Below are 25255 nucleotides of genomic sequence, written 5' to 3' on the forward strand. Positions count from 1 at the left end.
GGCAGGCGGGACGGCCGGTCTACCGGACGCCCTCCCACAGCGTCCGCTGCTCGGCTCGCGGGTCGGTAACCACCCCGGTGAGCTGCCCGTACACCTGGACCGGGCGGGTGGCCAGGTCGTAGGCCGGCCATCCCGGGTCGCCGGTCCGCACGAACGCCACCCAAGCCGCGTGCATGGTGTCGGCCAGGTCCTGCGGCGCGGCCGGTCCGGCCAGCGGCTCCACTCCCTCGCTGGTCAGGGTGTCGAAGACGAAGGCGAGCTCCAGCGCGTGGCACGCCCCGAGGCGGCCGTCGAATTGCGGGCTCGGCCACGCGAACTCGTACATGAAGGTCCGCCCCGGTGCGCCGCTGCGCGCCTCGGCCAGCCGGACCGCAGGGATGCGGAAGAACCAGTCGGTGGCCGCCTTGACGAGCAGGTCGCCGGGGCCGGCCGAGGGCGCATCGGCCCGGTAGGCGTCGATCGTGGCATCCGCGGGCACGCCGTAGCCCGCGAGCGCCAGCCGCAACAGGTCCTCGCTGACGAAGTCGACCACCCCGTTCGGCACGAGGAACAGGGTGTGCTCGTCACTGTTGGTGCCGACCAGGACGTCGACGTCCGAGCCGGCGCCGGCCGCGACCGCGGTGATGGGCAGCGACGGCAGGACGTCGCCGTCGATCACCGGCTCCCAGACCATGGCGTTCACCGTGATCTCACCCCAGCGCGCCGGGTCCGGCACCGTGGCTGCCTCCTGCGACAGCGCCCGCTGAGCGGTCACCAGCTGCTGGATGGGCACCGCGGCCAGCGCCTCCCGGGTGAGCGGGACGCCGAGCCGCTCGGCGAGGTACCCGGCCACCCGTCGCGCCGTCCCGGACGACAGTGCGTGGTGCCCGGCTCCGCTCTGGGCCACCGCGCGGCCGAACAGCCCGGCCGCTCGCGGCATCGACAGCAGCGACGTCACGCTCATCGCGCCCGCCGATTCCCCGGCGATGGTCACCGTGCCCGGGTCGCCACCGAACGCCGCGATGTTGTCGCGCACCCATTCCAACGCTGCCACCTGGTCCAGCAGCCCGCGGTTGGCCGGGCCGTCGTCGTCGAAGTGCAGGAACCCGTCGACGCCCAGCCGGTAGTTGATCGTCACGAGCACCACGCCGTCCCGGGCGAACGCCGTTCCGTCGTACTGCGGCACCGCGCCGGAGCCGTTGACGAACGCCCCACCGTGGATCCACACCAGCACGGGGAGTCCGTCGGCAGCGGGGTCCGGTGTCCAGACGTTGAGGTTCAGCACGTCCTCGCCCGGCACCACCGGCTCGGGCAGCAGCAGGTCGACCGGAGCGGGATAGGGCGGTTTCGGCGCGGTGGGGCCGTAAGCGGTGCAGTCGCGGACGCCGTCCCACCGCGGGGCCGGCACCGGCGCGGCGAAGCGCAGGTCGCCGAAGGGTGGCGCGGCGTACGGGATGCCCTTGAAGGCGACGGCGGGGCCGACGGCGGTGCCGCGGACCGTTCCTGACGTGGTGACGACCTCGAGCTGCATGCCCGAGGTCTATCGGACCCAGCGCCCCCCGCGTCGACCCGGGGTCCTCCGGAGCTGCCGGTCTCGAGGCGGCAGGTCAGCCGGGGCCGGCGGGAGCGCTGCGGAGCACCAGGTCGGTCCAGAGCCGGAGCACCCGCCGGTCCAGGCCCACGTCCTCGCGCAGCACGCTGGTCAGGGCCAGACCCCGGTAGAGGGCGAGCAGTCCCTCGACGGCGGCGCGGTCGAGCCGGAAGCCGGGCACCAGCTCGGCCAGCAGCTCGCGCACCGCGGCGCCCACCCGGCGCTCCTCCGGCAGGAGCGCGTCACGGAGGACGGGCTCGGTGCGGGCGGCCGACCACAGCTCCAGCCCGGCGAGGAACAGCGGACCGGACATCACCTGGTGCAGCAGGTCCACCTCGTCGGTCGCCCTCCCGGAGACCGCCTCCTCCCGCACTCGTCGGATCTGACCGTCGGCCACGTGCGAGACGGCGGCGACCAGGAGGGCCTCCTTGGTGGCGAAGTGGTGGAGCAGCGCCCCGCGTGACACGCCGGCGCGGTCCTGCACCCGCTGTGTCGTCGTACTCGCGTAGCCGTGGTCGACCAGGCAGGCGATCGTGGCCGCCAGGAGGCGCCCGCGCGTGTCCGCGCGCCGCTGTTCCTGGGTGCGCCGCTGCTCCGTCACCGGTTCAGGGACGGCACGGGAAGGGCGTCTGAGCGCCGGCCGGGATCACGGCGCCGCGGGGGGCTCCGTGCCGGCCGGCTCGGGAGCCGGTCGGCGCAGGTCCGGCTCGAGGTAGATGACGGTGGCGATCGGGACGGCCTCCCGGATCCGGCGCTCGGCGTCGTCGATGGCCGTGGCCACCTCTTCGGCGGACGCGCCGGCACGGAACGCGACCTTCGCCGCCACGAGGACCTCCTCGGGTCCGAGGTGCAGCGTCCGCATGTGGATGATCGACTCGATGTGGCCGCCGGGCAGCGCCGCCTCGATCGCCCGCCGGTTCCTGGGGCTCACGCTCTCGCCGACGAGCAGCGAGTTCATCTCGACCGCGAGCACGACGGCGATCACCACGAGGAGCAGACCGATGACCGCCGATCCCGCGGCGTCCCAGCGGCCGTCCCCGGTGACCAGCGTGAGCGAGACCCCGGCCAACGCGAAGAGCAGACCGAGCAGCGCGCCGAAGTCCTCCAGGAGGACGACGGCCAGCTCCGGGGACTTCGTCGTCCGGACGAACTCCGGCCAGGAACGGTTCCCGCGGACCTTGTCCGACTCGCGGACGGCGGTTCGCAGCGAGTAGCCCTCCAGCGCGATCGCCACCAGCAGGACCGCGATCGGAACCCATCGCCACGAGGTGATGGGCTCCGGCTCGGCCCACTTGTGCCAGGCCTCGTAGAGGGCGAACAGCCCGCCGAGCGTGAACAGCACCACGGCCACGATGAAGCCGTAGACGTAGCGCGCGCGGCCGAAGCCGAACGGGTGTTCGCGGGTCGCCGCCCGCTTGGCGCGCTTGCCACCGATCAGGAGCAGCACCTGGTTGCCGGTGTCGGCCACGGAGTGCAGCGACTCGGCCAGCATCGACGAGGACGCGGTCAGCAGAAAGGCGACGAACTTGGTGACGGCGATGCCCAGGTTGCCGAACAGCGCGGTGACGACGGCGGTGGTGCCTCCCTCACTGGCCACGGACGGACCCTAGGCGCCCGGCGCTCTCCGGGCACGATGAGCAGACAGCAGCCAACCGCCCCGACGGCCGAGACCTGGAAGGCCGCGGCGCCGCAAGCACGACGACCGACAGTTCGACGCGGCGCGGCAGCAGCGCCCCGACGGCGACGAGCGCCGACCGCAGGCGTCCAGGAGTCCGATCCCTCCCCGGAGCCCGACCCGGCCGATCCAGGTACCGGTGCCGACCCGCCCGACCCGGGTACCGGTGCCGACGTGGCCGACCGGGTGACCACCACCGCCGACGGCACCGACGACGCGACCGGCACGCTCACCGCCACCACACCCGGCGGGCTTGTCGCGACCACCACGCCGCCGCCTCACTGAGTCCGCGGGTGTCACCCGCGACGGGACGGGATACCTGGCCCCGCATGGCTGCTCCCCTCTCCGACGCCGTGGTCGTCGACGTCCTGCGTCGGGTCGACCGGCTCCTGACCCCGCTGGCCACCCGGCTCGGCCGCCCGCCGACCCTGCCGCGCCGCGAACGCGACGAGTGGTGGGCCGACCGGGTGTCGCGTGTGGCGGCGGGGGTGTCCGCCGCACCGCGGTTCGCCGGCAAGCTCGCCGACCTGCTGCCGCTGCAGAACACCGTGGGGACGGCGGTCCAGTCGCTCGTCGTGCTCGGGGTCGCCGGCGAGCACGGGGTGGAGGCCCCGGCCGAGCGGGTGTCCCTGCTGGCGACGGTGCTGCTGGACCGGGACCTGCCGGCCGAGCGGGTGACGCCGCTGCTCGCCCGGGCGAAGGGCGCCTACGTCGAGGGGACCCTGGGCCCGCGCGAGGAGCGCACCGGCGTCTCGGGTGCGGCCAAGACGCTGTGGCGGGCCGCCCGGCTGCTCGCGCGCATCGACGACGCCCTCGACGCCCGGCCCAAGGGCCGGCTCGGCGCTCGCGTGCTCTCCAACCTGCCGGTCGTCGGCCTGGCCGGCGGCTACTTCGCCGAGCGGGAGGGGCTCCGGCGCGCTGCGGCCCGCGCGGCCGACGTGCTCGAGAACCCGGTCAGGGCGTGAGCGGGCCGGCGGCACCCACCAGGTTCGAGAACACCTCACGGGTCGCCGTCGACCGGTTCATGGTGATGAAGTGGATGCCGGGCACCCCCTCGTCGAGCAGGGTCCGGCACAGGTCGGTGGCCACCTCGACGCCGAGGTCGCGGACGGCGGCCTTGTCCTCGGGCCGGTCACCGTCGGCCGCCGCGAACCGGTCGGCCAGCTCGGGCGGGAACGCCTGACCGGAGAGCTGCACGATCCGGGTGATCTGCCGGACGTTGGTGACCGGCATGACCCCGGCGAGGATCGGCACCTCGCAGCCGCGTGCGGCCACCCGGTCGCGCAGCCGCAGGTAGTCCTCGGCGCGGAAGAACATCTGGGTGATCGCGAAGTCGGCGCCGGCCCGGCACTTGGCCACGAACTGCTCGATGTCGGAGTCGGGGTCCGGCGAGCGCGGGTGCTGCTCGGGGAACGCCGCGACGCCGACGGAGAAGTCGCCGATCGAGCGGATCAGCTCGACCAGCTCCGAGGCGTACTCCAGCCCCTCGGGGTGCGCGACCCACTCCGCCTGGGGATCGGCGCCGGGCGGATCGCCGCGCAGCGCGAGCACGTTGCGGACGCCGGCCGCCGCCAGCCGGCTCACGATGTGCCGCAACTCGGCGACGGTGTGGTCCACGGCCGTGAGGTGCGCCAGCGGGGTCATCGTCGTCTCGGCGGCGATCCGCTCGGTCACCGCGAGCGTGCCCTCCCGGGTCGATCCGCCGGCGCCGTAGGTCACCGACACGAACGACGGCCGCAGCCGCTCAAGCTCGCGCAGCGCCGTCCACAACTGGGCGTCCCCCTCGGCCGTCTTGGCGGGGAAGAACTCGAACGACATGGTCGACCGCTCGGTGGCCAGCAGCTCGCGCACGGTCCGGGTCACGGCACCCGAGGGTACGGAGGTGCTGCACCGGGCCGACGGGCAGCACCGGAATCCGCTGCATCCGGGCCGAGGTCCCCGGCGGAAGTAGGGCGAGGAGCAGGCAGGGCGCCCGAGGACGAGGAGACGGCGATGGACCGGAGCACGGCAGTTGTCCCGCTCGCAGGGTGGAGCCCCACCGTGCTGGGCGATACTGGCCGCATGACCGCCGGGGCGCAGGAGCGCGAGCCCGTCCGCCCCGCGTCGCCGCTGGCGGCCGCCGACCTCGCGCGGGTCAGGGCCGCCGTCGGGGAGGCGCTCACCGCCTTCCTCGACCAGCAGCGGGCCACCCTCGCCGCGATGGATCCCCGGCTGGCGCCGGTCGCCGACGAGGTGTGCGCCCTCGCCGAGGGCGGCAAGAAGCTCCGGCCGTCGTTCGCCTACTGGGGCTGGCGCGGTGCCCGCACCCAGGGCCAGGGCAGCGGGGAGGACGACGGGGATGTGCTGCGCGCGGTCGCGGCCCTGGAGTTCGTGCACGCCAGCGCGCTGGTGCACGACGACGTCATGGATGCGGCCGGCACCCGGCGCGGCCGGCCGACGACCCACATCGGCTTCGCCGACAAGCACACCGCCGAGGCGCTGGACGGCGACCGCGACCTGTTCGGCGTCGGCGCGGCCATCCTGGTGGGCGATCTGGCGTTGGTCTGGTCCGACGAGATGCTCCGCTGCTCCGGGATCTCCGAGGCCGCCCTGAGCCGGGCCCGCGCGATCTGGGACACGATGCGCACCGAGGTCACCGCCGGCCAGTACCTCGACCTGCTGCGGGCGGCCGGCGGGCTGCCCGGGCCCGACGGCGCGCTCACCGTCGCCCGCTACAAGAGCGCCGGCTACACGGTGCAGCGCCCGCTGCAGCTGGGCGTCGCCATCGCCGGCGGCGGGCCGGCCGTCGTGGAGGCGTGCAGCGCCATCGGCCTGCCGCTGGGCGAGGCATTCCAGCTGCGCGACGACCTCCTCGGGGTGTTCGGCGACCCGTCGGTCACCGGTAAGTCGGCCGACGACGACTTGCGCGAGGGCAAGCAGACCCTGCTCATCGCCCTGGCCGAGGAGGCCACCGACGACGCCGGCCGCCGGCTGCTGGGCGACCTGCTGGGCAACTCCGACGCCCGCACCGAGGACTTCGACGCGCTGCGCGGCCTGCTGGTGTCCACCGGCGCGCGCGACCGCGTCGAGGAGCGGATCGCCCTCCGCACCGCCGAGGCCCGGGCCGCGATCGCCGACGCCCCGATCGCCGACGACGCCCGGGCCGCGCTGGACGCGCTCGCCGTCGCGGCGACCACCCGCGCCGCCTGATGGTGCGCACCGTCCCGGGCCGGACCGACCGCGTCGTCGTCGTCGGCGCCGGTCTGGCCGGTCTCGCCGCCGCCCTCCGGCTGCGCGGCGCCGGCCGTGAGGTCACCGTGGTCGAGCGGGCCGACGGTCCCGGCGGCCGGGCCGGGCGGATCGAGCAGGACGGCTTCGCCCTCGACACCGGCCCGTCGGTCTTCACCGCCCCGGAGGTGCTGGCCGACACGCTCGCCGCCGTCGGGGAGGAGCTGGAGGACCGGCTGGAGCTGCGCCCGCTGGAGACCAGCTACCGGGCGCAGTACGCCGACGGCACGCACCTCGACGTGCACGCCGACCCGGCGGCCTTCGCCGACGAGGTGGCCGCGCTGTGCGGTCCGGCGGAGGCGGCGGCGCTGCGGCGCTACCTCGCCGACCTCGCCGAGCTCTACCGGCTGCAGCTCACGACGTTCATCGACCGCAACCTCGACTCGCCACTGGACCTGCTGGGCCCCGAGCTCGGGGCGCTCGCCCGACGCGGGGGCTTCGGCCGGCTGTCGCGACACGTGGAGAAGTACTTCGCCGACGACCGGCTGCGCCGGCTGTTCAGCTTCCAGGCCCTCTATGCCGGGGTGTCGCCGTTCCGCGCGATCGCCGCCTACGCGGTGATCGCCCAGCTCGACATCGGCGCCGGTGTCTGGCACCCGGTCGGCGGCATCGGCGCGGTACCCCTGGCGCTCGCCGGCGCAGCCGCCGACGCGGGCGTGACCTTCCGGTACGGCGGATCGGTCGCGGAGCTGGAGACCAGCGGCGGCCGGGTGGCCGCCGTCCGCCTGACCGACGGCGAGCGGCTGCCCGCCGACGCCGTCGTGGTCACCACCGACGCCCCGCACACGCTGGTGCCCGGCCTGCGCGGTCCGCGCCGGCCGGTCTACTCCCCCTCGTGCGTCGCGCTGCACCTCGGCGTACGCGCCGATGTGCCCGGCCAGGCGCACCACACGATCAGCTTCGGCGCGGCGTGGCAGGAGATCTTCGCGGAGCTGACGCGCGACGGACGCCCCATGAGCGATCCGAGCCTGCTGATCAGCATGCCGTCGGTGACCGACCGGTCCCTGGCCCCCGAGGGCGGCCAGGTCCTCAGCGTCGTGGCCCCCACCCCGAACCTGGACCGCCGCAGCGGGGGCAACCCCGACCTGGACTGGGACTCGCTGGCACCCCGCTACCGGGACGAGCTGCTGGAGACGCTGGAGGCGCGCGGTTTCACCGGCATCGACGGCGCGATCGCGGTCGAGCACCTGGACACCCCGCGCACCTGGGCCGCCCAGGGCATGGCCGCCGGCACCCCGTTCGCCCTGGCGCACACCTTCGGCCAGACCGGCCCGTTCCGGCCGAGCACGCTGCCCCGGCGCGGACCGGAGAACGTGGTGCTGGCCGGATCGTCGGTGCAGCCGGGTGTCGGCGTCCCGATGGTGCTGATCAGCGGCCGGCTGGCCGCGGAGAGGATCACGGGATGACCGCGGGCGACGACCGGCAGGCACAGCTCGCCGCCGCCTACCGGCACTGCGCCGCGATCGCCGCCGAGCACGGCAAGAGCTACCACCTGGCCACCCGCCTGCTCACCCCGGACCGGCGGCCCGCGGTGCACGCGCTCTACGCCGCCGCCCGGGTAGCTGACGACTTCGTCGACCACCCGGACGCCGACCCCGCCGGGGACCTCGCGGACTGGTCGCGCTCGCTGCTGGCCGAACTGGAGACCGGCTGGTCGGAGGACCCGGTGCGGCTGGCGCTGGTGCACACCTACCGGCGCTACGACATCCCGCTGGAGCACCTGGTCGACTTCCTGGCCGCCATGACCAGCGATCTGACGATCGCCGGCTATCCGACGATGGACGACCTGGACCGCTACATGTGGGGCTCGGCGTCGGTCATCGGGCTGCAGGTCCTGCCCGTGCTCGGCACCGCCCCCGGTGTGGCCCGTGAGGAGGCGGCTCCGCACGCCATCGCGCTGGGCGAGGCCTTCCAGCTGACGAACTTCCTGCGCGACGTCGGCGAGGACGTCGACCGCGGCCGGGTCTACCTGCCCGCCGACCTCATGGCCGCGCACGGCGTGACCCGCGAGCAGCTGGCGGAGAAGCGCTTCGACGACCGCTTCCGGCAGCTGATGCGCGAGATGGTGGCGATCGTCCGGCGCCGGTACGACGACGCCGCCCCGGGCACCCCCCTGCTGGCGCCGGAGTCGCGGGACTGCGTGCGCGCCGCGACCGACCTGTACGGCGGGATCCTGACCGAGATCGAGCGGGCCGACTACCGGGTGCTCGACCGCCGGGTGTCGGTGTCGAAGCCGCGGCGCCTGGCGGTGTTCGCCCGCCGGTTGACCGCCGCCCAGCTGGCCAGGGTGAGGGTGACCATGGCGAAGCCGAAGAGCAGGTCCTCAGCCGGCGCGTAGGCGATCCGCGGCCCCCAGATCGCGCGCTCGTCGTAGACGACGACGTCCAGGCCGGTCAGCACGCCGTTCATCAGCAGCTGGAACGTCACGATGATCGCGTAGGCCACCCAGAACACCGGCCGGGTGACCATGCGGGTGCGGTAGACCATCAGGTCCACGACCAGCACGGCGAGGACGGCGGTGACCGCCAGGGCGCTGTAGGTCACGCGTCCGCCTCCCTGCTCATGGGGCCGACTCCGCGCCCCGGTCCGCTCCTCGCTCGTTCCTCGCTGCGATGCTCCCGGGGCTGTCGTCGACCGGCGCCGGATAGCCGGCGTCCCATCCGGTGACACGGCGCACCGCCTCCAGCGCCAGGACCGAGCACAGCGGGACGACGAGGAAGAACAGCACCTCCTCGACCGGGATGCCGCCGGGCAGCCGGACGTCGAGGGTGCGGGTGGCGGAGTAGTCCCAGTGCCCCTGCGCGATGGCGTAGAGCACCCATCCGACGAAGACGGCGAACTCCGGGACGACGGCCACCAGCAGCCGGCGCCACCGGGCGTAGACGCGGACCCGCAGGATGAGCTCCAGCGGTGCGGTGACCACCAGGCAGCCGGCCAGCAGCCCGAGGTAGGTCAGCTGCTCCACGGCACCACCTTCGGCACCGGACCGCCGCGCGGATGCACCCGGGCTAGAGCGCCAGGGCCTGGGCCCGGCGGGTGACCTCGGTGTGCCGGTTGTCGCGCAGCGCCTGCACCGGCGTGCCGGGCAGCGACTCGTCCTCGCGGAAGAGCCAGTCGAAGGCCTCCTCGTCGGTGAAGCCGCCGTCCTGGAGGACGGTCAGCAGACCGGGGAGGTGCTTGAGGACGACGCCGTCCTGCAGGAAGTCGGCCGGGATCTTGCTGTTGCCGCTGCCCGGGACGGCCATCAGCTTGCGATCGCGCAGCAGCTGACGGACCCGGTTCGGCGAGGTGCCCAGCAGCTGGGCGACCTCCGCGGGGGTGAGCGTGTCCATAGGCTCTCAGCCTATGGCGAGCGACAGCGGGACCGACAGTCGGCTGCCGGGTCAGCGGCGGCGGACATCCGGCGAGGTCACCCCCGAGGACCCGGGAAGGGAGCCGCCGTTCCTCGACCTGGACCGGCTGGAGGCCCGGGCGCGGGAGCACCTGCCCGCCGACGTCTTCGACTACTACGCCGGTGGCGCCGAGACCGAGACGACGCTGCGCGAGGCCCCGGGCGCCTGGCGGTCCTGGCGGCTGCGGCCCCGTGTCCTGCGCGGCGTCTCGACCGTCCGGCTGGCCACCGAGCTCCTGGGCAGCCCCGTCCGGACCCCGATCGGCGTGGCGCCGTGGGCCTACCAGGGCATGGCGCACCCGGGGGGCGAGCTCGCCACGGCCCGGGGCGCCGTCGCCGCGGGCGCCCTCATGACCGCCTCGACCAGCGCCACCTCCACCCTCGAGGAGGTCGCCGTCGCGGCGGCCGGCACCCCCGCGTGGTTCCAGCTCTACCGGCTGCACTCCACCAGCCACACCGACGACCTCGCCCGCCGTGCCGGCGACGCCGGTTACCGGGCGCTGGTGCTCACCGTCGACCTGCCCCTCCTGGGCCGGCGGCACCGCGACCTGCGGCACGACTTCGCCCTCCCGGCCGACCTGCGCATGGCCAACCACCCGGCCACCGGCGACGAGCGGCCGACGCTGGACGACCTGGCCACGGCGACCTGGACGTTCGACGACATCGCCCGCTTCGGGGAGCTCTCGGGCCTGCCGGTCGTCGTCAAGGGCGTCCTCCGGGGTGACGACGCCGCGCGGTGCGTGCAGGCGGGGGCGTCGGCGGTGTGGGTCTCCACCCACGGCGGGCGCCAGGTCGATCCCGCCGTCGCCAGCGCGCACGCCCTGCCGGAGGTCGTCGACGCGGTCGCCGACGACGTCGAGGTCTACGCCGACGGCGGCATCCGGACCGGATCGGACGCGCTCATCGCCCTTGCCCTCGGAGCCACGGCGGTGTTCGTCGGCCGGCCCACGATCTGGGGGCTGGCCGCAGGCGGCGCCGAGGGCGTGGCCCGGGTGCTCACCGGCCTCACCGACGAGCTGGCCCACACCATGGCGTTGTGCGGCCTGGACGACGTCCGGTCGGTGCCCCGCGACTCGGTGGCGGCCGCGCGCTAACCTTGGCCCGGGCTGTGACTGGCGCGTCGAGGTGGGCCACCACCGGGGAGCGGCCCGCACCACCACCGCCGTGCGCCTGGGCACCGACCCGTCGACACGAGCTGGAGCCCTCATGACCGCCTTCCCCCGCACCGCCACCGGGTTCGACGCCACCACCGCCTCGGCCGCCTACCGCAGCGCGCTGGAGGTCATCGGCGCCGTCGAGCCCCGGGTGGCCGACGCCATCGGCGCCGAGCTCGCCGACCAGCGCTCCTCGCTCAAGCTGATCGCCAGCGAGAACTACGCCAGCCCCGCGGTGCTGCTCACCATGGGCAACTGGTTCAGCGACAAGTACGCCGAGGGCACGGTCGGCCACCGCTTCTACGCCGGCTGCCAGAACGTCGACACCGTCGAGGCGCTGGCCGCCGAGCACGCCCGCGAGCTGTTCGGCGCTCCGCACGCCTACGTGCAGCCGCACTCCGGCATCGACGCCAACCTGGTCGCGTTCTGGGCCGTGCTCGCCCAGCGCGTCGAGTTGCCGGCGCTGGAGAAGGCCGGCGTCCGGCACGTCAACGACCTCACCGACGAGGACTGGTCGACGCTGCGGCACGCCCTGGGCGACCAGCGGATGCTCGGCATGTCCCTGGATGCCGGCGGCCACCTCACCCACGGGTTCCGGCCGAACATCAGCGGCAAGATGTTCGAGCAGTCCTCCTACGGCACCGACCCGTCGACCGGCCTGCTGGACTACGACGTCGTCCGCGCCCGGGCCAAGGAGTTCCGCCCGCTCATCCTCATGGCCGGCTACTCCGCCTTCCCCCGCCGGATCAACTTCGCGACGATGCGCGAGATCGCCGACGAGGTGGGCGCCACGCTGATCGTGGACATGGCGCACTTCGCCGGGCTGGTCGCCGGCAAGGTGTTCAGCGGCGACTTCGACCCGGTTCCGCACGCGCACGTCGTCACCAGCACCAGTCACAAGTCGCTGCGCGGGCCGCGCGGCGGTTTCGTCCTGGCGCAGCCGGAGTTCGCCGACGCCGTCGACCGCGGCTGCCCGATGGTGCTCGGCGGACCGCTCCCGCACGTCATGGCCGCCAAGGCGGTCGCCTTCGCCGAGGCCCGCCGGCCGGAGTTCGCCGACTACGCGCAGCGCATCGTCGACAACGCCGCCGCGCTCGCCGAGGGGCTGAAGCGGCGCGGCGTGCGGCTGGTCACCGACGGCACCGACAACCACCTGGTGCTGCTCGACGTCAGTTCCTTCGGGCTCACCGGTCGGCAGGCGGAGTCCGCACTGCTGGACTCCGGCATCGTCACCAACCGGAACTCCGTGCCGGCCGACCCCAACGGCGCCTGGTACACCTCCGGCGTGCGGATCGGGACGCCGGCGCTGACCACCCGCGGCTTCGGGCAGGCGGAGTTCGACCGGGTCGCGGAGCTGATCGCCGACGTCCTGGGCGCCACCACGCCCACCGCCACGAGCGCCGGCGCCCCGTCCCAGGCGAAGTACACGATCGCCGACGGCGTGTCAGACCGGACCCGGTCCGCGGCAGCCGAGCTGCTGGCCGAGCACCCGCTGTACCCGGGCCTGGACCTGGGCTGATCCGGATGCGCGCGAGGACGGGCGGAACCCCCACCTCCGGTTCATCCGCACCACGGGTCACGCCGGTCCCCCGCGCCGCGTGGGAGGGCGCCCTCCGGCCCCGGCGCTCCTACACTCAGTCGTTGTGGACACCGCCGTGACCGACCCCGTGGTCGGACTCGTTCTCGAGGGGCGCTATCGCCTCGAGGAGCGGGTGGCCCGGGGCGGGATGTCCACCGTCTACGCCGCCACGGACCTCCGGCTGCACAAGACCGTCGCGGTCAAGGTCATGGCCGAGCACCTGGCCCACGACCCCACGTTCGTCGACCGGTTCACCCGCGAGGCGCGGGCCGCGGCCATGCTCAGCCACGCCAACGTCGTCGGCGTCAGCGACCAGGGCAGCGACCAGGGGCTGGTCTTCCTCGTCATGGAGCTCGTCCGCGGCCGCACCCTGCGCGACCTGCTCAGCGCCCGCGGACGGCTCACCGTCGCCGAGGCCTTCGCCGTCCTCGAGCCCGTCCTGGCCGGCCTGACCGCCGCGCACCGTGCCGGGATCGTGCACCGCGACATCAAGCCCGAGAACGTCCTCATCGGGGTCGACGGAGTGGTCAAGGTCGCCGACTTCGGCCTCGCCCGCGCGGTCGTCGGCACCGGGCAGACCAGCCAGACCGGCGGCGTGCTCATCGGCACCGTCGCCTACCTCTCGCCCGAGCAGCTCGAGCGCGGCCGCGCCGACGCCCGGTCCGACATCTACGCCGCCGGCATCGTGCTCTACGAGATGCTCACCGGGCAACCGCCCTATGGCGGCGACACGCCGCTGGCCGTGGCCTACCAGCACGTGCACCACGACGTCCCGGCGCCGTCGGTGGAGGTTCCCGGCCTCCCCTGGCAGGTCGACGAGCTCGTCGCCCGCACCACCCGGCGGGACCCGGCTGGCCGCCCCATCGACGCCGGGGCGTTCCTGGCCGAGCTGTCCGACGTGCGCCGCGACCTGGGGATCGACCCGGTCCCGGTGCCCACCGGCCAGAGCACCGCCGGCCCCGGCACGCTGCGACCGACCAACCGCCCCACCCGGCCGCGCCCGTCCGACCGGCACCCCAGCAACCCGGGCACCGAGGTGCTCGGCGGCCGGAACGCCCGTGGGGGCCGCACCAGCATGCTCCCGGGCATGGGCGCCGGTCCCACCACCGACGTGCAGGGCCGCCGCCCCGGACCGGCCCGCCCGCGTCCCGGCGTGCCCGACCACATCCGCAAGCGCCGCGCCCGGTTCGCCATCGCCGTCGTCCTGCTGCTGGCGGTCACCGCCGGCGCCATCGGCTGGTGGTTCGGCGAGGGGCGCTGGACGAGCACGCCGGAGCTGGTGGGCACCGAGCAGGCGGCGGCCCTCGATCTGCTGCGGGAGGCCGGCCTCGACCCGGACTGCTGCGAGGAGGTCTGGAGCGAGGACGTCCCTGCGGGCACCGTGCTGTCGACCGAGCCGGCGGCCGGCGCCGAGGCGATCCGCGGCACCGACGTGCGCCTCGTCGTCTCCAAGGGCAAGGAGCGCTACACGGTCTCCCCCGACCTCGTCGGCCTGCCCGTCGAGCAGGTGGAGACCGAGCTGGAGGACCTGCCGGTGCAGGTCACCCGCGGTGAGGACTACGACGACGAGGTCCCCGCCGGGCACGTGATCCGGTTCGACCCGGCAGCGGGCACCGAGCTCAAGCGCGACCAGGTGGTGACCGTGGTGGTCAGCCAGGGCCGCGCGCCGGTCGCCGTCCCCGACGTCACCGGCCAGAGCCCGGAGCAGGCGACCACAAACCTGGAGTCCCTCGGGTTCACCGTGGAGCGCGTCGGGGACGGGCGCAGCGACGCGGTGGACACGGGCGAGGTCATGGCCATCGACCCGGCTCCGGCCGCGGGGCCGGTTCCCTTCGGCAGCACCGTGCGGATCCAGGTGTCCGCGGGCCTGCCGCTGGTCGCCGTGCCCGACGTCGTCGGCAAGAGCGGCGACGAGGCGGCGCAGATCCTGCAGGCCGCGGGTCTCCAGGTGGAGGCCACCCGCTTCTTCGGCAACAGCGTGCTGCGGCAGACCCCGGCGGCCGGCGAGCAGGTCGAGCGCGGCACGTCGGTCACCATCCTCCTCACCTTCGGATAGGCACCCGCTCCCTTGTCGAATCCCGCACCCGGGATGCCGCCCGTCGGGGCGCACATCCAGATCAAGGGCGGCCTGGCCAAGGGTGGGCTCGCCTACACCGACGCCGTCGCCGCCCGCGCCGTCCAGGTCTTCGTCGGCAATCCGCGCGGTTGGAAGCTGACCGACGGCGACCCCGGGCAGGACGCGCTGTTCACCGCCGGCTGCTCCGAGCGGGGGGTCCCCTCGTTCATCCACACGCCGTTCCTGGTGAACGTCGGATCGCCCACCGAGGCCACGGTCGAGCAGTCGATCGCCTCCATCGCGCACAACCTGCGCCGCGGCGCCCAGCTCGGCTGCGACGGCGTGGTCGTGCACGCCGGGTCCGCCGTCGGCGAGGACCGGTACGAGGACGCCCTGCGGCAGTTGCACGAGCGGTTGCTGCCGGTCCTGGAGGCCGCCGCCCCCGACGGGCCCCGGCTGCTGATCGAGCCCACCGCGGGCGGGGGCAGGGCGCTGGCGGCCACGGTGGAGGACCTGGGCCCCTACTTCGCCGCGCTCGAGCAGCACCCGCTGCTGGGTGTCTGCTTCGACACCTGCCACGCCTGGGCGGCCGGTCACGACCTGGCCGTGCCCGGCGGGATGAGCGCCACCCTGGAGGCGCTGGAGGTGACGGTGGGGCCCGGCCGGCTCGGCCTGGTGCACGTCAACGACTCGCTGGACGCCTGCGGCTCCAAGCGTGACCGGCACACGACCATCGGCGCGGGCACGATCGGCTCGGGCCCCTACGGGACCGGCCCGTTCGCGGAGCTGCTGCGGCACCGCACCACGGCGGGGGTGGCCATGGTCGTGGAGACGCCGAGCCTCAGGGACGGCGACCCGTGCGGTGGCCACGCCGCCGACATCGCGCTGCTCAACTCGCTGATCGGCGACCCCGCCACCACCTGACGCGGTTGCGCCGCGAGTGCTACGTAGTCGTGGCCATCAGCCGCTGATCGCCACGACTACGTCGCACTCGACGCGACAGGAGGACAGGCACCCGCGAGCCGATCGTCACCGACGGCATCGCCCAGGGGACCGCCGCAGCCCGAGGGAGGCCCCAGGCGCCGCATGCGCCCCACCCTCGGCCCGGCGACTTGACCTGGGTGCGGAACGCCTCTTGGCTGCCGAGTTGCGTCCGCCGCCGGGCGGGTCCTGAGCGAGGAGAACCCCGTGCACATCCGCAGGAACCTGACCATGGCCGCCATCGCGGCACTGACCGTCACCTCGGTCAGTACCGGAACCGCCGGCGCCGCACCGCAGACCCCCGCGCTCGCCACCTACATCGTCACCGTCGCGCCCGGCGCCGCCCCTGCCGCCGTCGCAGCGCGCGCCGCACACGGCTTCGGGGGGCGGGTGGAGCACGTCTACACCGCAGCCCTGAACGGGTTCGCCATCCGGGTGGCCCCGGCCGCGGCCGACCGGCTGTCCAAGGTCCCCGGGGTCGTCGCCGTCGAGCCGGATCAGGTCGTTCAGGCGCGGCCGGTGAAGCAGCCGGCCCCGGTCGACTCCGGTGTCTCGTGGGGACTTGACCGGATCGACCAGCGGACGGGGACCGATGGCCTCTACACCCCCGAGGCCACCGGCACCGACGTGACGGCCTACGTCATCGACACCGGCATCGCGCTCGACCATCCCGACTTCGGAGGGCGCGCCGTCACCGGCTTCGACGCCGTCGACGGCGGATCGGCCGATGACTGCAACGGCCACGGCACCCACGTGGCCGGCACGATCGGCGGGACGACGTACGGCGTGGCCAAGAGCGTCTCGCTGGTCGCGGTCCGAGTGCTGAACTGCTCGGGCTCCGGCACCAACGCAGGCGTCATCGCCGGGATCGACTGGGTGACCGCCCACCACGTGGCGGGCACACCTGCGGTGGCGAACATGAGCCTCGGGGGCGGGGCCAGCACGGCGATCGACACCGCCGTCGCGAACTCCATCGGCGACGGCGTCAGCTATGCCGTGGCCGCCGGCAACGGCAACCAGGGCGGCAAGCCCCAGGACGCCTGCAACTACTCCCCCGCGCGGGTCCCGGGCGCGCTGACCGTCGGTGCCACCGACCGGAACGACGCGCCCGCCTCGTTCAGCAACTACGGCCCCTGCGTCGACCTGTTCGCACCAGGCGTCGGGATCACCAGCGACTGGTACACCGGCGGCACCAACACGATCAGCGGCACCTCGATGGCCACGCCGCACGTGGCTGGCGTGGCCGCGGTGTACCTGCAGACGGTGCCGACGGCCACTCCCACGGAGGTCAGCGCCGAGCTGCACCGGAACGCCAGCCCGCACGTCGTCAGCACGAGCAGGACGGCGAACAACGACCTGGTGTTCACCGACTACTGAGCTGCGGCTCCACCAGGGGCCGGGTCGTCCGCATCGCGGGCGGCCCGGCCCTTGGCTGTCAGCGGTCGAGCAGCTCCGCGAGGACGTCCGCGGCGCGCTCGACGGCGGCCCGGTCCACGTCGAGGTGGGTGACCAGCCGGACGCGGCTGGCGCTGACCTGGCTCACCAGCACGCCCTGCGCCTTGGCCGCCTCGGCGATCAGCGGCGCGGCCACGCCGTCGAGCACCACCATGTTGGTGTGCACGCCGGCCGGGTCGACGCCGAGCCGCTTCGCGAGCAGGCGGGCCAGCTCGTGGTCCTCGCCGAGGCGGGGCAGGTGGTGGTCCAGCGCGTAGGTGCACGCGGCTGCGAGCACGCCGACCTGGCGCATGCCGCCACCGAGCCGCTTGCGCCACAGCCGGCCGGCGGCGATCCGGTCGGCCGAGCCCACCAGGACCGACCCGACGGGTGTGCCCAGCCCCTTGGAGAAGCAGACGGAGGCGGTGTCGGCCAGCCGGCCGTAGGTGGCCAGGTCGATGCCGGAGGCAACCGAGGCGTTCCAGATGCGAGCGCCGTCGAGGTGCACGGCGACGCCGGCACCGCGGGACCAGTCCCACAGCGCCTGCAGCTCCTCCAGGGGCTGAACCAGGCCCCCGCCCCGGTTGTGGGTGTTCTCGACCGCGATCGCCGCGGTCGCGGTCAGGTGCCAGTCGCCGCGGGGCCGCACCTGGTCGATGAGCTGGGCGGCGTCCAGCCGACCGCCGGCGGAGACCACCGTGCGGGTCGAGATGCCGAAGATGGCGGCGGCGGCACCCATCTCGTAGGTGACGACGTGCGCGTCGGCGTCGCAGAGGATCTCCTGGCCCGGCTCGCAGACCAGGCGCATGCCGATCTGGTTGCCCATGGTCCCCGAGGGCACGAAGAGCGCCGCCTCGTGACCGAACATCGCCGCCACGCGCTCCTCGAGCGCGCGGACGGTGCGGTCCTCGCCGTAGACGTCGTCGCCGACCTCGGCGTCGGCCATGGCCCGGCGCATGTCCTCGGTCGGCCGGGTGACGGTGTCCGACCGCAGGTCGACCAGCTCAGCAACCCCGGTCATCCCCGCAGCATCTCCGCGACGAGGAAGGCCAGCTCCAGGGACTGCCCGGTGTTCAGCCGCGGGTCGCAGGCGGTCTCGTACCGGCTGTTGAGGTCCTCGTCGCTGATCTCCATGGCGCCGCCGAGGCACTCGGTGACGTCCTCCCCGGTGAGCTCGACGTGGATGCCGCCGGGCCAGGTGCCCAGGGCGCGGTGCACGTCGAAGAAGCCGAGCACCTCGTCGACGACCCGGTCGAAGTGCCGGGTCTTGTAGCCGGTGGAGGACTCGTGGGTGTTGCCGTGCATGGGGTCGCACTGCCAGACCACCTGGTGGCCGCTGGCGGTCACCTTCTCCACGATGCCGGGCAGCACGTCGCGGATCTTGCCGTTGCCCATGCGGCTGATCAGCGTCAGCTTGCCGGGCAGGCCGTCGGGGTCGAGCCGCTCGACGAGCTCGGTCGCCTGCTCGGGCGTCGTCGTCGGGCCGATCTTCACGCCGATCGGGTTGGCCAGCTTCGAGACGAACTCGATGTGCGCGCCGTCCATCTGCCGGGTGCGCTCCCCCACCCACACGAAGTGGGCACTCAGCGCGTAGGGGCGGCCCTCGTGCATGCGCAGCAGGGCGCGCTCGTAGTCGAGGATCAGCGCCTCGTGGGAGTTGTAGAGCTCCACCCCGCGCAGGGCGTCGGAATCGATGCCGCAGGCCTTCATGAACGCCAGTGCCCGGTCGATCTCCCGGGCGATGACCTCGTACCGGACGCCGGCCGGTGAGCTGGCGACGAAGTCCTTGTTCCAGTCGTGGACGGCGTGCAGGTCGGCCAGACCGCCGCGGGCGTAGGCGCGGATCATGTTCATGGCCGCCGCGGAGTTCGCGTAGGCGCGGACCAGCCGGTACGGGTCGGGGATCCGCTTCTCCAGCACCGGCTCGAGGTCGTTGACCATGTCGCCGCGGTAGGAGGGCAGGCCGAGGGCATCGGTGTCGGAGGACCGGGGCTTGGCGTACTGGCCGGCGACCCGACCCACCTTGACCACCGGCACGCTGGCGCCGTAGGTCAGGACGACGGCCATCTGCAGCAGCGTCCGGGTGGTGCTCTGCAGGTGCGGCTCGGTGTTGAGGTCGAAGGTCTCGGCGCAGTCGCCGCCCTGGAGCAGGAAGGCCTTGCCCTGGGCGACGTCGGCCAGCTGGGCGCGCAGCGTGTCGACCTCGGTGGGCGCGACGATGGGCGGGACCGTCGAGAGCGTCTGCAGCACCGCGTCGAGCGCCGCCCGGTCCGGCCACTTCGGCTGCTGGGCGATCGGCAGTTCCCGCCAGCGGTCGAGGCCGGGCACCGGCTGGGCGGATTCGAGAAGACTCACGCCCCGAGGGTACGGCGCGCCCATCCCATCGAGAGAGACGCGTCCCACTTCCTGGACCGCGGTGGTGGTCGGAACGCCTCGCCGGGGTGGAGCCACTCCACCGTTGCGCCCCGCCTGTCACAAGACGTGTCGAACCGGTCACGAACCGTTCGGTTCGGGTTCCGCCACCGCTCTCACCTGCCGAGAGCTGTGGGAGCAGCGGCGTCCGACCGCTGCACACGAGCGGAGGCCGAAGAATGCGCTGGACTGTCCTGCCCTCCTGGGCGGCGCCCTCGAACTGGGGCATCCGCACCAAGGTGGTCGCGCTGGCGGTGACCAGCGTCGCGGTGACCGGCACGGCCATGGGCGTCGTGAGCGCCTGGCAGAGCAGTGGCTTCGCCGACGACGCCGGCCGTGACATGGACGCCCTCGTCGAGGAGGACATCACCCGCACGGCGACCGGGATCTACGACGTCGTCGCCACGCAGGGCGCCTCCACCTCGGCGAAGGTCGACAGCGACCTCGGCGTCGCCCAGTACGTCGTCGGCCAGTCCGGTGGTCTCCGGCTGGACCCGCGCGGCATGGTGGCCTGGGAGGCCAAGAACCAGCTGACCAGCGAGGTCACCCCGGTCGTGGTCCCCCGCATGCTGGCCGGCAACGAGTGGCTCGGCCAGAACAAGGACGTCGCGGTGCCCACGCCCGTCGTCGACACGATCAAGTCGATGGTCGGCGGCACCGCCACCATCTTCCAGAAGCTCCCCAGCGGCGACATGCTGCGCGTGGCCACGAACGTCGTCGCCGCCGGCGGTTCACGGGCCATCGGCACGTACATCCCGGCCACGACGCCGGAGGGCAAGCCCAACCCCGTCGTCGCCACCGTCACCGGCGGGCAGACCTACCGCGGCAACGCCCTGGTGGTCGACTCCTGGTACGTCTCGGCCTACTCGCCGATCTTCGGCCCCGCGGGCGACGTCGTCGGCATGCTCTACGTCGGCCAGAAGCAGCAGAACCTCCCGGCCCTGCGGGAGAGCCTGGAGGCCACCGAGGTCGGCGAGACCGGGCACGTCGAGGTCTACGGCGGCAGCGGTGACATCGCCGGCTCGGTGATCATCAGCCCCGAGGGGGTCCGCGACGGCGAGTCCATGCTGGAGGTGACCGACGCCGACGGCCGGGCCTACGTCGAGGAGATCGTCGAGGCGGCCGTCGCGCTCCAGCCCGGCGAGCAGGCCACCGTCCGCTACGACGACCCCGAGGCCGGGGCCACCACGGTGCGTGTCTCCTACTACCAGCCCTGGGACTGGGTGATCGCCACCGTCGCCCGCGACGCCGACTTCACCGGCCCCAAGGAGGCCCTGGCCGAAGGCCGGTCCTCGATGGGGTGGGCGCTCGTCGTCGCCGTCGTCGTGATCGCCCTGCTCGGTGGCCTCATCGCCCAGCTGGTGGGCCGCCGGCTCACCGCGCCCCTCACCTCCCTGCGCGACCGCATGGCCGAGATCGCCGACGGCGAGGGGGACCTCACCCAGCGCATGGACGACTCGCGCAACGACGAGGTGGGCCAGCTGTCCGGCGCGTTCAACCGGTTCGTCGAGAAGGTGGCCGCCACCGTCCGGGACATCCACCGGTGCGCCCTCGAAGTGGCCTCGTCCGCCGCGGGCGTCTCGGCCGTGGCCGACGGCCTGGCCACCCGCGCCGCCCGGAGCCGGGACCAGGCGCAGGGCGCCCACCACGTCGCCGCGGACATCAGCGCCAGCGTCTCCTCGGCCGCCGCCGGCGCCGAGGAGATGGGTGCCTCCATCACCGAGATCGCCCGCAGCGCCGCCGAGGCGGCGGAGGTCGGCCGGCAGGCCGCCTCCCTCGCCGAGACGACCGAGACGACGATCGCGGCGCTCGGCGCCAGCTCCGCCGAGATCGGCGACGTCGTCAAGGTGATCTCCGGCGTGGCCGAGCAGACCAACCTGCTCGCGCTCAACGCCACGATCGAGGCCGCCCGCGCCGGTGACGCGGGCAAGGGCTTCGCCGTCGTCGCCAACGAGGTCAAGGAGCTCGCGCAGGAGGCCGCCAAGGCCAGCGAGGAGATCGCGCAGCGGGTCCAGGGCATCCAGTCCGAGACCACCGCCGCGGTGCGCTCCATCGCCCAGATCGCCGAGGTCGTCCGCTCCATCAACGACCACCAGACGACGATCGCCAGCGCCGTCGAGGAGCAGACCGCCACCACCCGGGAGCTCAGCCGCAGCGTGGCCACGGCCGCCGAGGGTGCCGGCACGGTGACCACCACGCTCACCGCGGTGCGGCAGGACGCCGACGACAGCGCGACCGACGTCGACCGCGCCCGATCCGCCGCCCAGGAGCTCGACGGCCTGTCCACCGAGCTCAACCGGCTGCTGTCGGTCTTCACCGTCTGAGGAAGGACCCCGTCCCCACCCCTCCGCACGCTCAGGGCGGGGCCCGGGACGGGGGCCACGATGGAGGCCGCCTGCGGTTCAGCCGCGGGCGGCCTCCATCGCGTTCCAGCGCACGAGGTTGAAGCGGGCGTCGACCAGCGCGTCGTGGGTGCCCTGCGGCTTGGGCGGCAGCTCCGGCTGTCCCCGGTCGTCCCAGCGCTGGCGCAGCTCGCGGGTGAACCGCGGGATCGGGCGGGGCAGCGCGGGCATCGCGCCCCAGAGCTGGCACAGCGCCACGTGGTCGTAGGCGCCGAACCAGGCCCAGAGCTCGATCTCCTCGCCCGGGGCGGTGAGGAAGGACAACAGGTCCTCGCGGATCCGCTGCCGGCTCCGCCACGACTTGTCCGCCGGCGGGGGCAGCTGGTCCAGCACGTTGCGCCGCACCCAGGGGATGGCCTTGCGCTCGTCGAACTCGGTGCTCACCGCGTAGAACTCCCGGCCGGTCTCGTCGACGACGCCGATGGAGACGAGGTCGATCGTGCTGCCGTCCTCGATGAACTCGGTGTCGTAGAAGAAGCGCCGGACCGTCATCCGTCCAACGTAGCCGCGTCGTCCGGCGGCCCCGGCTCCTGCCAGGTGTCCCGGGCGGCCACCGCGTCGACCTCCACCAGCTGGTCGGGGTGGGTCAGCACGGTGACGCCGACGACCGTGCTCGGCGCGAGGTGCGTGCCCAGCGCCTCGCGCACGACATCCGCCGCGGCCACCAGGTCGGCGCGGTCGGTGGTGACCACGTGGACCGTGGTCCTGACCACGTCGCCCAGCTCCGCCCCGGCCGCCTCGAGCGCGGTCGCGAGGTTCGCCATGGCCTGCCGCATCTGGCCGGGGACGTCGCCGACCGCCACCGTGCCGCCGTCGGCGTCGAGCGGGCCGGCACCGGCGGTGAAGACCATCCGCGCCGGGTCGGTCACCGCCGCGAGGGCGTGCGGCGCGGAATCGGTCAGGCCCGGCGGGCGCACCAGCTCGATCGTCACCGGCCGATTCTGGGCCACCGGCGGGTCGGTGTCGCCCGGAACCGCTCAGACGGGGGTGACCGGAGCCTGCGCCTCCGAACCGTGCAGCGCCCGCGCCCGTCGCTCGCGCAACCGGTCCAGCCTGTGGATGACCGGGCCGGCCGTGGCGCCGTGCAGGACCACCGAACCGACCACGACCAGGACGGTGACCCGCCACAGCTGCTCGGCCCCGGCGATGTCGGCCTCGCTCAGGCCGTAGGCGAGGTAGTACAGCGAGCCGATGCCGCGCACGCCGAAGAACGAGACGACCCACCGCTCGCGGCGCCCGGTCGGGCTGCCGACGAAGGCCAGCCACCCCGCCAGCGGCCGGACCCCCAGCAGGAAGACGGCGGCCAGCACGAACTCCCGCCAGCCGACATCGTCCAGGACGCCCCGGGCCACCGCTCCTCCGACGAGCAGCAGCAGGACGACGGTGAGCAGCCGCTCGAGCTGCTCCACCTGGGCGTGCAGGACCTGGTGCCGGTCGTGCGCCCGCTCGGCCGCCCGGATCGTCAACGCGCACACGAAGACGGCGATGAACCCGTAGCCCTCGATCAGCTCGGCGACCCCGTAGGCCAGGAAGATGGCGCTGAGGGCGACGAACCCCTCGGCGCGCTCGGCCAGGTGCGCCCGCTCGCCCGAGCGGGAGAAGAAGAGGCTGCGCAGGACCCAGCCCATGGCTGCCCCGGCACCCACGCCCGCGGCGATCCGCCAGACGACGTCGACCAGCAGCCACTCCCCCAGCCAGCCCGACGGCGCCAGACCCGCGGTCGCGACGGCGATCGCGGCGTAGGTGAAGGGGAACGCCAACCCGTCGTTGAGCCCGGCCTCGGAGGTGAGGGCGAACCGCGCCTCGTCCTCGCTCTCCTCGTCGTCAGTGGGCTCACCGACCTGGACCTCGGTGGCCAGCACCGGGTCGGTGGGCGCCAGCGCGGCGCCGAGCAGCATCGCGGCGGCCGCGCCGAGGCCGAGCAGCCAGGTGCCCAGCAGGGCCGCGGCGAGGACGGTCAGCGGCATGGTCACCGCCAGCAGGCGCCAGGTCGAGCGCCAGCTCCGCCATCCCGGCGGGCGGTCCAGCGCCAGGCCCGCCCCCATGAGGCTCACCAGCACGACCAGCTCGGTGAGGTGCACCGCCGTCGTCCCGTGCTCGACCGGGTCGGGCGACGGCAGATGGGGCACCAGCGCGAACGCGAGGACGCCGAGCCCGACGAAGACCATGGGCATCGACAGCGGCGCCCGGCTCACCAGCCGGGGCAGGAGTGCCGCCAGCAGCGCCGCCGCCCCCGCGGCCGCGTACGCGACCCCGGTGGGTTCCATGCCTCAGCACTGCCCGGGAACGGTCATCCGCTCAGTGTCGGGGACGCGGCCCGCCGCCGCCCGGGCGGCGAGGCGTGCGGAACCGGGTCAGGCGGCGCCCTCGGCCCGGCCGCCGACGGAGTTCGCGCCGAACTCACGCCCGTTCAGGGCCTCGATGTCGCGCTCCAGCTGCGGCACCCGCTTGGCCGCGATCGCCATGGTCAGCTTCTCGGCGACGACGCCGGTGACGAGCTGGCGCAGCGCCGCGACCGTGCCGACCGAGCGCGGCACGAACACCCGGCGGCCCCGGGTCTCGAGGTTCTCCACCAGCGCCTCGGCGCACGCCTCGACCGAGGTGAAGGCACCCAGCGGACCGGGCAGCGACTGCCGCGTCTCCTTGAAGGTGGGCAGCGCGGCCTCGGTGTCGCGGACCATGTCGGTGTCGATCCAGGTCGGGTGGGCGCTGGCCACGGTGACGCCGCGGTGGGCGACCTCGAGCCGGAGCGCGTCCCCGAAGCGCTCGACGCCGGCCTTGGACGCGCAGTAGGCGCTCATGCCCGGCAGCACGGTGAAGGCGGCGGCGGAGCTGATCAGCAGCACGTGACCCTTGCGCTTGGCGATCTCGGGCAGGGCCGCGTGCGCGGTGAGCATCGTGCCGATCAGGTTGACCTCGATCGTGCGCGCCAGGGCGTGGGCCGAGCTGGTCATGACCGTGGTCAGCGGCGCGATGCCCGCGTTCGCCACGACGGCGTCGAGCCCGCCGAAGGTGTCGACGGTGCGCTGCACGGCGGCGGCGAGCGCCTCGGGGTCGGTGACGTCGGCCTCCACCCACAGGTGCTCAGGGCCCAGCTCGTCGGCCACCGTCGCCAGCTCCTGCGGCTCCAGCCCGACGAGAGCCACCCGCGCGCCGCGGGCGGCCGCCTTGCGGGCGAGCGCGGCACCGATCCCCCGGGCCGCGCCGGTGATGAGGACCGACCTGCCGACCAGGGACGTTCGCGTGCGCTTGCCGGATCCAGACGCCATCGGAACTGCTCCTCGGGAGGTCGTCGCGCTCGAATTGAGCGCTGCTTCCCCGCCGTTGTAGCTTG

22 protein-coding genes, 1 pseudogene and 1 riboswitch are annotated in these 25255 nt (G+C 74.0%); of the genes and pseudogenes, 10 read left to right on the forward strand and 13 right to left on the reverse strand.

Annotated elements, in window-relative coordinates; all coding sequences use genetic code 11:
• Positions 1 to 19 precede the first annotated feature (19 nt).
• From C5508_RS06860 to C5508_RS06870, 3 genes are all read right to left on the reverse strand, one after another.
• Complete coding sequence (locus C5508_RS06860) at positions 20 to 1510, reverse strand: carboxylesterase/lipase family protein (RefSeq protein ID WP_104524201.1); 1491 nt, start codon at positions 1508 to 1510, stop codon at positions 20 to 22.
• 76 nt (positions 1511 to 1586) lie between these two features.
• Positions 1587 to 2171, reverse strand: coding sequence for a TetR/AcrR family transcriptional regulator (locus C5508_RS06865; protein WP_104524202.1), 585 nt, complete (start codon positions 2169 to 2171; stop codon positions 1587 to 1589).
• 45 nt (positions 2172 to 2216) lie between these two features.
• On the reverse strand, positions 2217 to 3167 hold the full coding sequence (locus C5508_RS06870; RefSeq protein WP_104524203.1) for a cation diffusion facilitator family transporter: 951 nt from the start codon (positions 3165 to 3167) through the stop codon (positions 2217 to 2219).
• A gap of 407 nt (positions 3168 to 3574) precedes the next feature.
• On the opposite strand from C5508_RS06870, the gene C5508_RS06875 reads away from it, so the two are divergent.
• Positions 3575 to 4210: a hypothetical protein gene (locus C5508_RS06875; RefSeq protein ID WP_104524204.1), complete on the forward strand. Its 636-nt coding sequence runs from the start codon at positions 3575 to 3577 to the stop codon at positions 4208 to 4210.
• Here C5508_RS06875 and metF read toward each other — a convergent pair.
• Entirely contained in the window at positions 4200 to 5108 is a 909-nt protein-coding gene (gene metF / locus C5508_RS06880; RefSeq protein ID WP_104524205.1) for a methylenetetrahydrofolate reductase [NAD(P)H], read from the reverse strand. The genes C5508_RS06875 and metF overlap by 11 nt on opposite strands.
• Positions 5109 to 5306: 198 nt before the next feature.
• Between metF and C5508_RS06885 the strand changes: the two genes are divergently transcribed.
• From C5508_RS06885 to C5508_RS06895, 3 genes are read left to right on the forward strand one after another with little or no spacing between them, the layout of a single operon-like run.
• The gene (locus C5508_RS06885) at positions 5307 to 6434 is read left to right on the forward strand and encodes a polyprenyl synthetase family protein (RefSeq protein ID WP_104524206.1); all 1128 of its coding nucleotides are present in this window, start codon (positions 5307 to 5309) and stop codon (positions 6432 to 6434) included.
• Positions 6434 to 7918 carry a phytoene desaturase family protein gene (crtI, locus tag C5508_RS06890; protein WP_104524207.1) on the forward strand — a complete coding sequence of 495 codons (1485 nt, stop codon included), beginning with the start codon at positions 6434 to 6436 and terminating at the stop codon, positions 7916 to 7918. Before C5508_RS06885 ends, crtI begins: the two co-directional genes overlap by 1 nt.
• Positions 7915 to 8850, forward strand: a complete 936-nt coding sequence (locus C5508_RS06895; RefSeq protein WP_198597936.1) for a phytoene/squalene synthase family protein — start codon at positions 7915 to 7917, stop codon at positions 8848 to 8850. Before crtI ends, C5508_RS06895 begins: the two co-directional genes overlap by 4 nt.
• On the opposite strand, the pseudogene C5508_RS20230 reads toward C5508_RS06895, so the two are convergent.
• The 3 genes and pseudogenes from C5508_RS20230 to C5508_RS06910 all read right to left on the reverse strand — a co-directional run.
• Positions 8847 to 8999: pseudogene (locus tag C5508_RS20230) on the reverse strand (lycopene cyclase domain-containing protein); the annotation flags it as partial. The gene C5508_RS06895 and the pseudogene C5508_RS20230 overlap by 4 nt on opposite strands.
• A gap of 73 nt (positions 9000 to 9072) precedes the next feature.
• On the reverse strand, positions 9073 to 9477 hold the full coding sequence (locus tag C5508_RS06905) for a lycopene cyclase domain-containing protein (protein WP_232796969.1): 405 nt from the start codon (positions 9475 to 9477) through the stop codon (positions 9073 to 9075).
• Positions 9478 to 9520: 43 nt separating this feature from the next.
• Entirely contained in the window at positions 9521 to 9844 is a 324-nt protein-coding gene (locus tag C5508_RS06910) for an Rv2175c family DNA-binding protein (RefSeq protein ID WP_104524209.1), read from the reverse strand.
• 13 nt (positions 9845 to 9857) lie between these two features.
• Between C5508_RS06910 and C5508_RS06915 the strand changes: the two genes are divergently transcribed.
• From C5508_RS06915 to C5508_RS06935, 5 genes are all read left to right on the forward strand, one after another.
• On the forward strand, positions 9858 to 10997 hold the full coding sequence (locus tag C5508_RS06915) for an alpha-hydroxy acid oxidase (RefSeq protein ID WP_104524210.1): 1140 nt from the start codon (positions 9858 to 9860) through the stop codon (positions 10995 to 10997).
• A 4-nt stretch (positions 10998 to 11001) separates the two neighbouring features.
• A riboswitch (ZMP/ZTP riboswitch) is annotated at positions 11002 to 11086 on the forward strand.
• Positions 11087 to 11109: 23 nt separating this feature from the next.
• Complete coding sequence (locus C5508_RS06920; protein WP_104524211.1) at positions 11110 to 12576, forward strand: glycine hydroxymethyltransferase; 1467 nt, start codon at positions 11110 to 11112, stop codon at positions 12574 to 12576.
• A 124-nt stretch (positions 12577 to 12700) separates the two neighbouring features.
• Positions 12701 to 14692 (forward strand): Stk1 family PASTA domain-containing Ser/Thr kinase, encoded by a 1992-nt coding sequence (pknB, locus tag C5508_RS06925; RefSeq protein ID WP_104524212.1) that lies wholly within the window; start codon positions 12701 to 12703, stop codon positions 14690 to 14692.
• 33 nt (positions 14693 to 14725) lie between these two features.
• Entirely contained in the window at positions 14726 to 15616 is an 891-nt protein-coding gene (locus C5508_RS06930) for a deoxyribonuclease IV (protein WP_104524213.1), read from the forward strand.
• A 264-nt stretch (positions 15617 to 15880) separates the two neighbouring features.
• Positions 15881 to 17050, forward strand: a complete 1170-nt coding sequence (locus C5508_RS06935) for a S8 family peptidase (RefSeq protein ID WP_232796970.1) — start codon at positions 15881 to 15883, stop codon at positions 17048 to 17050.
• Positions 17051 to 17108: 58 nt separating this feature from the next.
• On the opposite strand, the gene C5508_RS06940 is transcribed toward C5508_RS06935, so the two are convergent.
• Complete coding sequence (locus C5508_RS06940; RefSeq protein WP_104524214.1) at positions 17109 to 18128, reverse strand: threonine aldolase family protein; 1020 nt, start codon at positions 18126 to 18128, stop codon at positions 17109 to 17111.
• Positions 18125 to 19462, reverse strand: a complete 1338-nt coding sequence (locus C5508_RS06945) for a class II 3-deoxy-7-phosphoheptulonate synthase (protein ID WP_198597937.1) — start codon at positions 19460 to 19462, stop codon at positions 18125 to 18127. The genes C5508_RS06940 and C5508_RS06945 overlap by 4 nt, the downstream gene beginning before the upstream one ends.
• 236 nt (positions 19463 to 19698) lie before the next feature.
• On the opposite strand from C5508_RS06945, the gene C5508_RS06950 reads away from it, so the two are divergent.
• The gene (locus C5508_RS06950) at positions 19699 to 21843 is read left to right on the forward strand and encodes a methyl-accepting chemotaxis protein (RefSeq protein WP_104524216.1); all 2145 of its coding nucleotides are present in this window, start codon (positions 19699 to 19701) and stop codon (positions 21841 to 21843) included.
• Positions 21844 to 21921: 78 nt separating this feature from the next.
• Here C5508_RS06950 and C5508_RS06955 read toward each other — a convergent pair whose 3' ends face one another.
• From C5508_RS06955 to C5508_RS06970, 4 genes are all read right to left on the reverse strand, one after another.
• Positions 21922 to 22413, reverse strand: coding sequence for a polyadenylate-specific 3'-exoribonuclease AS (locus C5508_RS06955; protein ID WP_104524217.1), 492 nt, complete (start codon positions 22411 to 22413; stop codon positions 21922 to 21924).
• The gene (locus C5508_RS06960; protein WP_198597938.1) at positions 22410 to 22853 is read right to left on the reverse strand and encodes a RidA family protein; all 444 of its coding nucleotides are present in this window, start codon (positions 22851 to 22853) and stop codon (positions 22410 to 22412) included. Before C5508_RS06960 ends, C5508_RS06955 begins: the two co-directional genes overlap by 4 nt.
• 45 nt (positions 22854 to 22898) lie before the next feature.
• Entirely contained in the window at positions 22899 to 24188 is a 1290-nt protein-coding gene (locus C5508_RS06965; protein WP_104524218.1) for a cation:proton antiporter domain-containing protein, read from the reverse strand.
• An 87-nt stretch (positions 24189 to 24275) separates the two neighbouring features.
• The gene (locus tag C5508_RS06970; RefSeq protein ID WP_104524219.1) at positions 24276 to 25190 is read right to left on the reverse strand and encodes an SDR family oxidoreductase; all 915 of its coding nucleotides are present in this window, start codon (positions 25188 to 25190) and stop codon (positions 24276 to 24278) included.
• Positions 25191 to 25255: the final 65 nt, after the last annotated feature.

The organism is Blastococcus atacamensis (genome assembly GCF_002938425.1).
GTDB classification, from domain to species: Bacteria; Actinomycetota; Actinomycetes; order Mycobacteriales; family Geodermatophilaceae; genus Blastococcus; species Blastococcus atacamensis.

Excerpts from the sequence above, each read along its gene's own strand:
- C5508_RS06910 (WP_104524209.1), bottom strand. The coding sequence starts at position 9,844 with ATGGACACGCTCACCCCCGCGGAGGTCGCCCAGCTGCTGGGCACCTCG.
- crtI (WP_104524207.1), top strand. The coding sequence starts at position 6,434 with ATGGTGCGCACCGTCCCGGGCCGGACCGACCGCGTCGTCGTCGTCGGC.
- C5508_RS06930 (WP_104524213.1), top strand. The coding sequence starts at position 14,726 with ATGCCGCCCGTCGGGGCGCACATCCAGATCAAGGGCGGCCTGGCCAAG.
- C5508_RS06955 (WP_104524217.1), bottom strand. The coding sequence starts at position 22,413 with ATGACGGTCCGGCGCTTCTTCTACGACACCGAGTTCATCGAGGACGGC.
- C5508_RS06950 (WP_104524216.1), top strand. The coding sequence starts at position 19,699 with ATGCGCTGGACTGTCCTGCCCTCCTGGGCGGCGCCCTCGAACTGGGGC.
- C5508_RS06875 (WP_104524204.1), top strand. The coding sequence starts at position 3,575 with ATGGCTGCTCCCCTCTCCGACGCCGTGGTCGTCGACGTCCTGCGTCGG.
- C5508_RS06915 (WP_104524210.1), top strand. The coding sequence starts at position 9,858 with ATGGCGAGCGACAGCGGGACCGACAGTCGGCTGCCGGGTCAGCGGCGG.
- C5508_RS06860 (WP_104524201.1), bottom strand. The coding sequence starts at position 1,510 with ATGCAGCTCGAGGTCGTCACCACGTCAGGAACGGTCCGCGGCACCGCC.
- C5508_RS06920 (WP_104524211.1), top strand. The coding sequence starts at position 11,110 with ATGACCGCCTTCCCCCGCACCGCCACCGGGTTCGACGCCACCACCGCC.
- C5508_RS06895 (WP_198597936.1), top strand. The coding sequence starts at position 7,915 with ATGACCGCGGGCGACGACCGGCAGGCACAGCTCGCCGCCGCCTACCGG.
- C5508_RS06885 (WP_104524206.1), top strand. The coding sequence starts at position 5,307 with ATGACCGCCGGGGCGCAGGAGCGCGAGCCCGTCCGCCCCGCGTCGCCG.
- C5508_RS06970 (WP_104524219.1), bottom strand. The coding sequence starts at position 25,190 with ATGGCGTCTGGATCCGGCAAGCGCACGCGAACGTCCCTGGTCGGCAGG.
- C5508_RS06965 (WP_104524218.1), bottom strand. The coding sequence starts at position 24,188 with ATGGAACCCACCGGGGTCGCGTACGCGGCCGCGGGGGCGGCGGCGCTG.
- C5508_RS06940 (WP_104524214.1), bottom strand. The coding sequence starts at position 18,128 with ATGACCGGGGTTGCTGAGCTGGTCGACCTGCGGTCGGACACCGTCACC.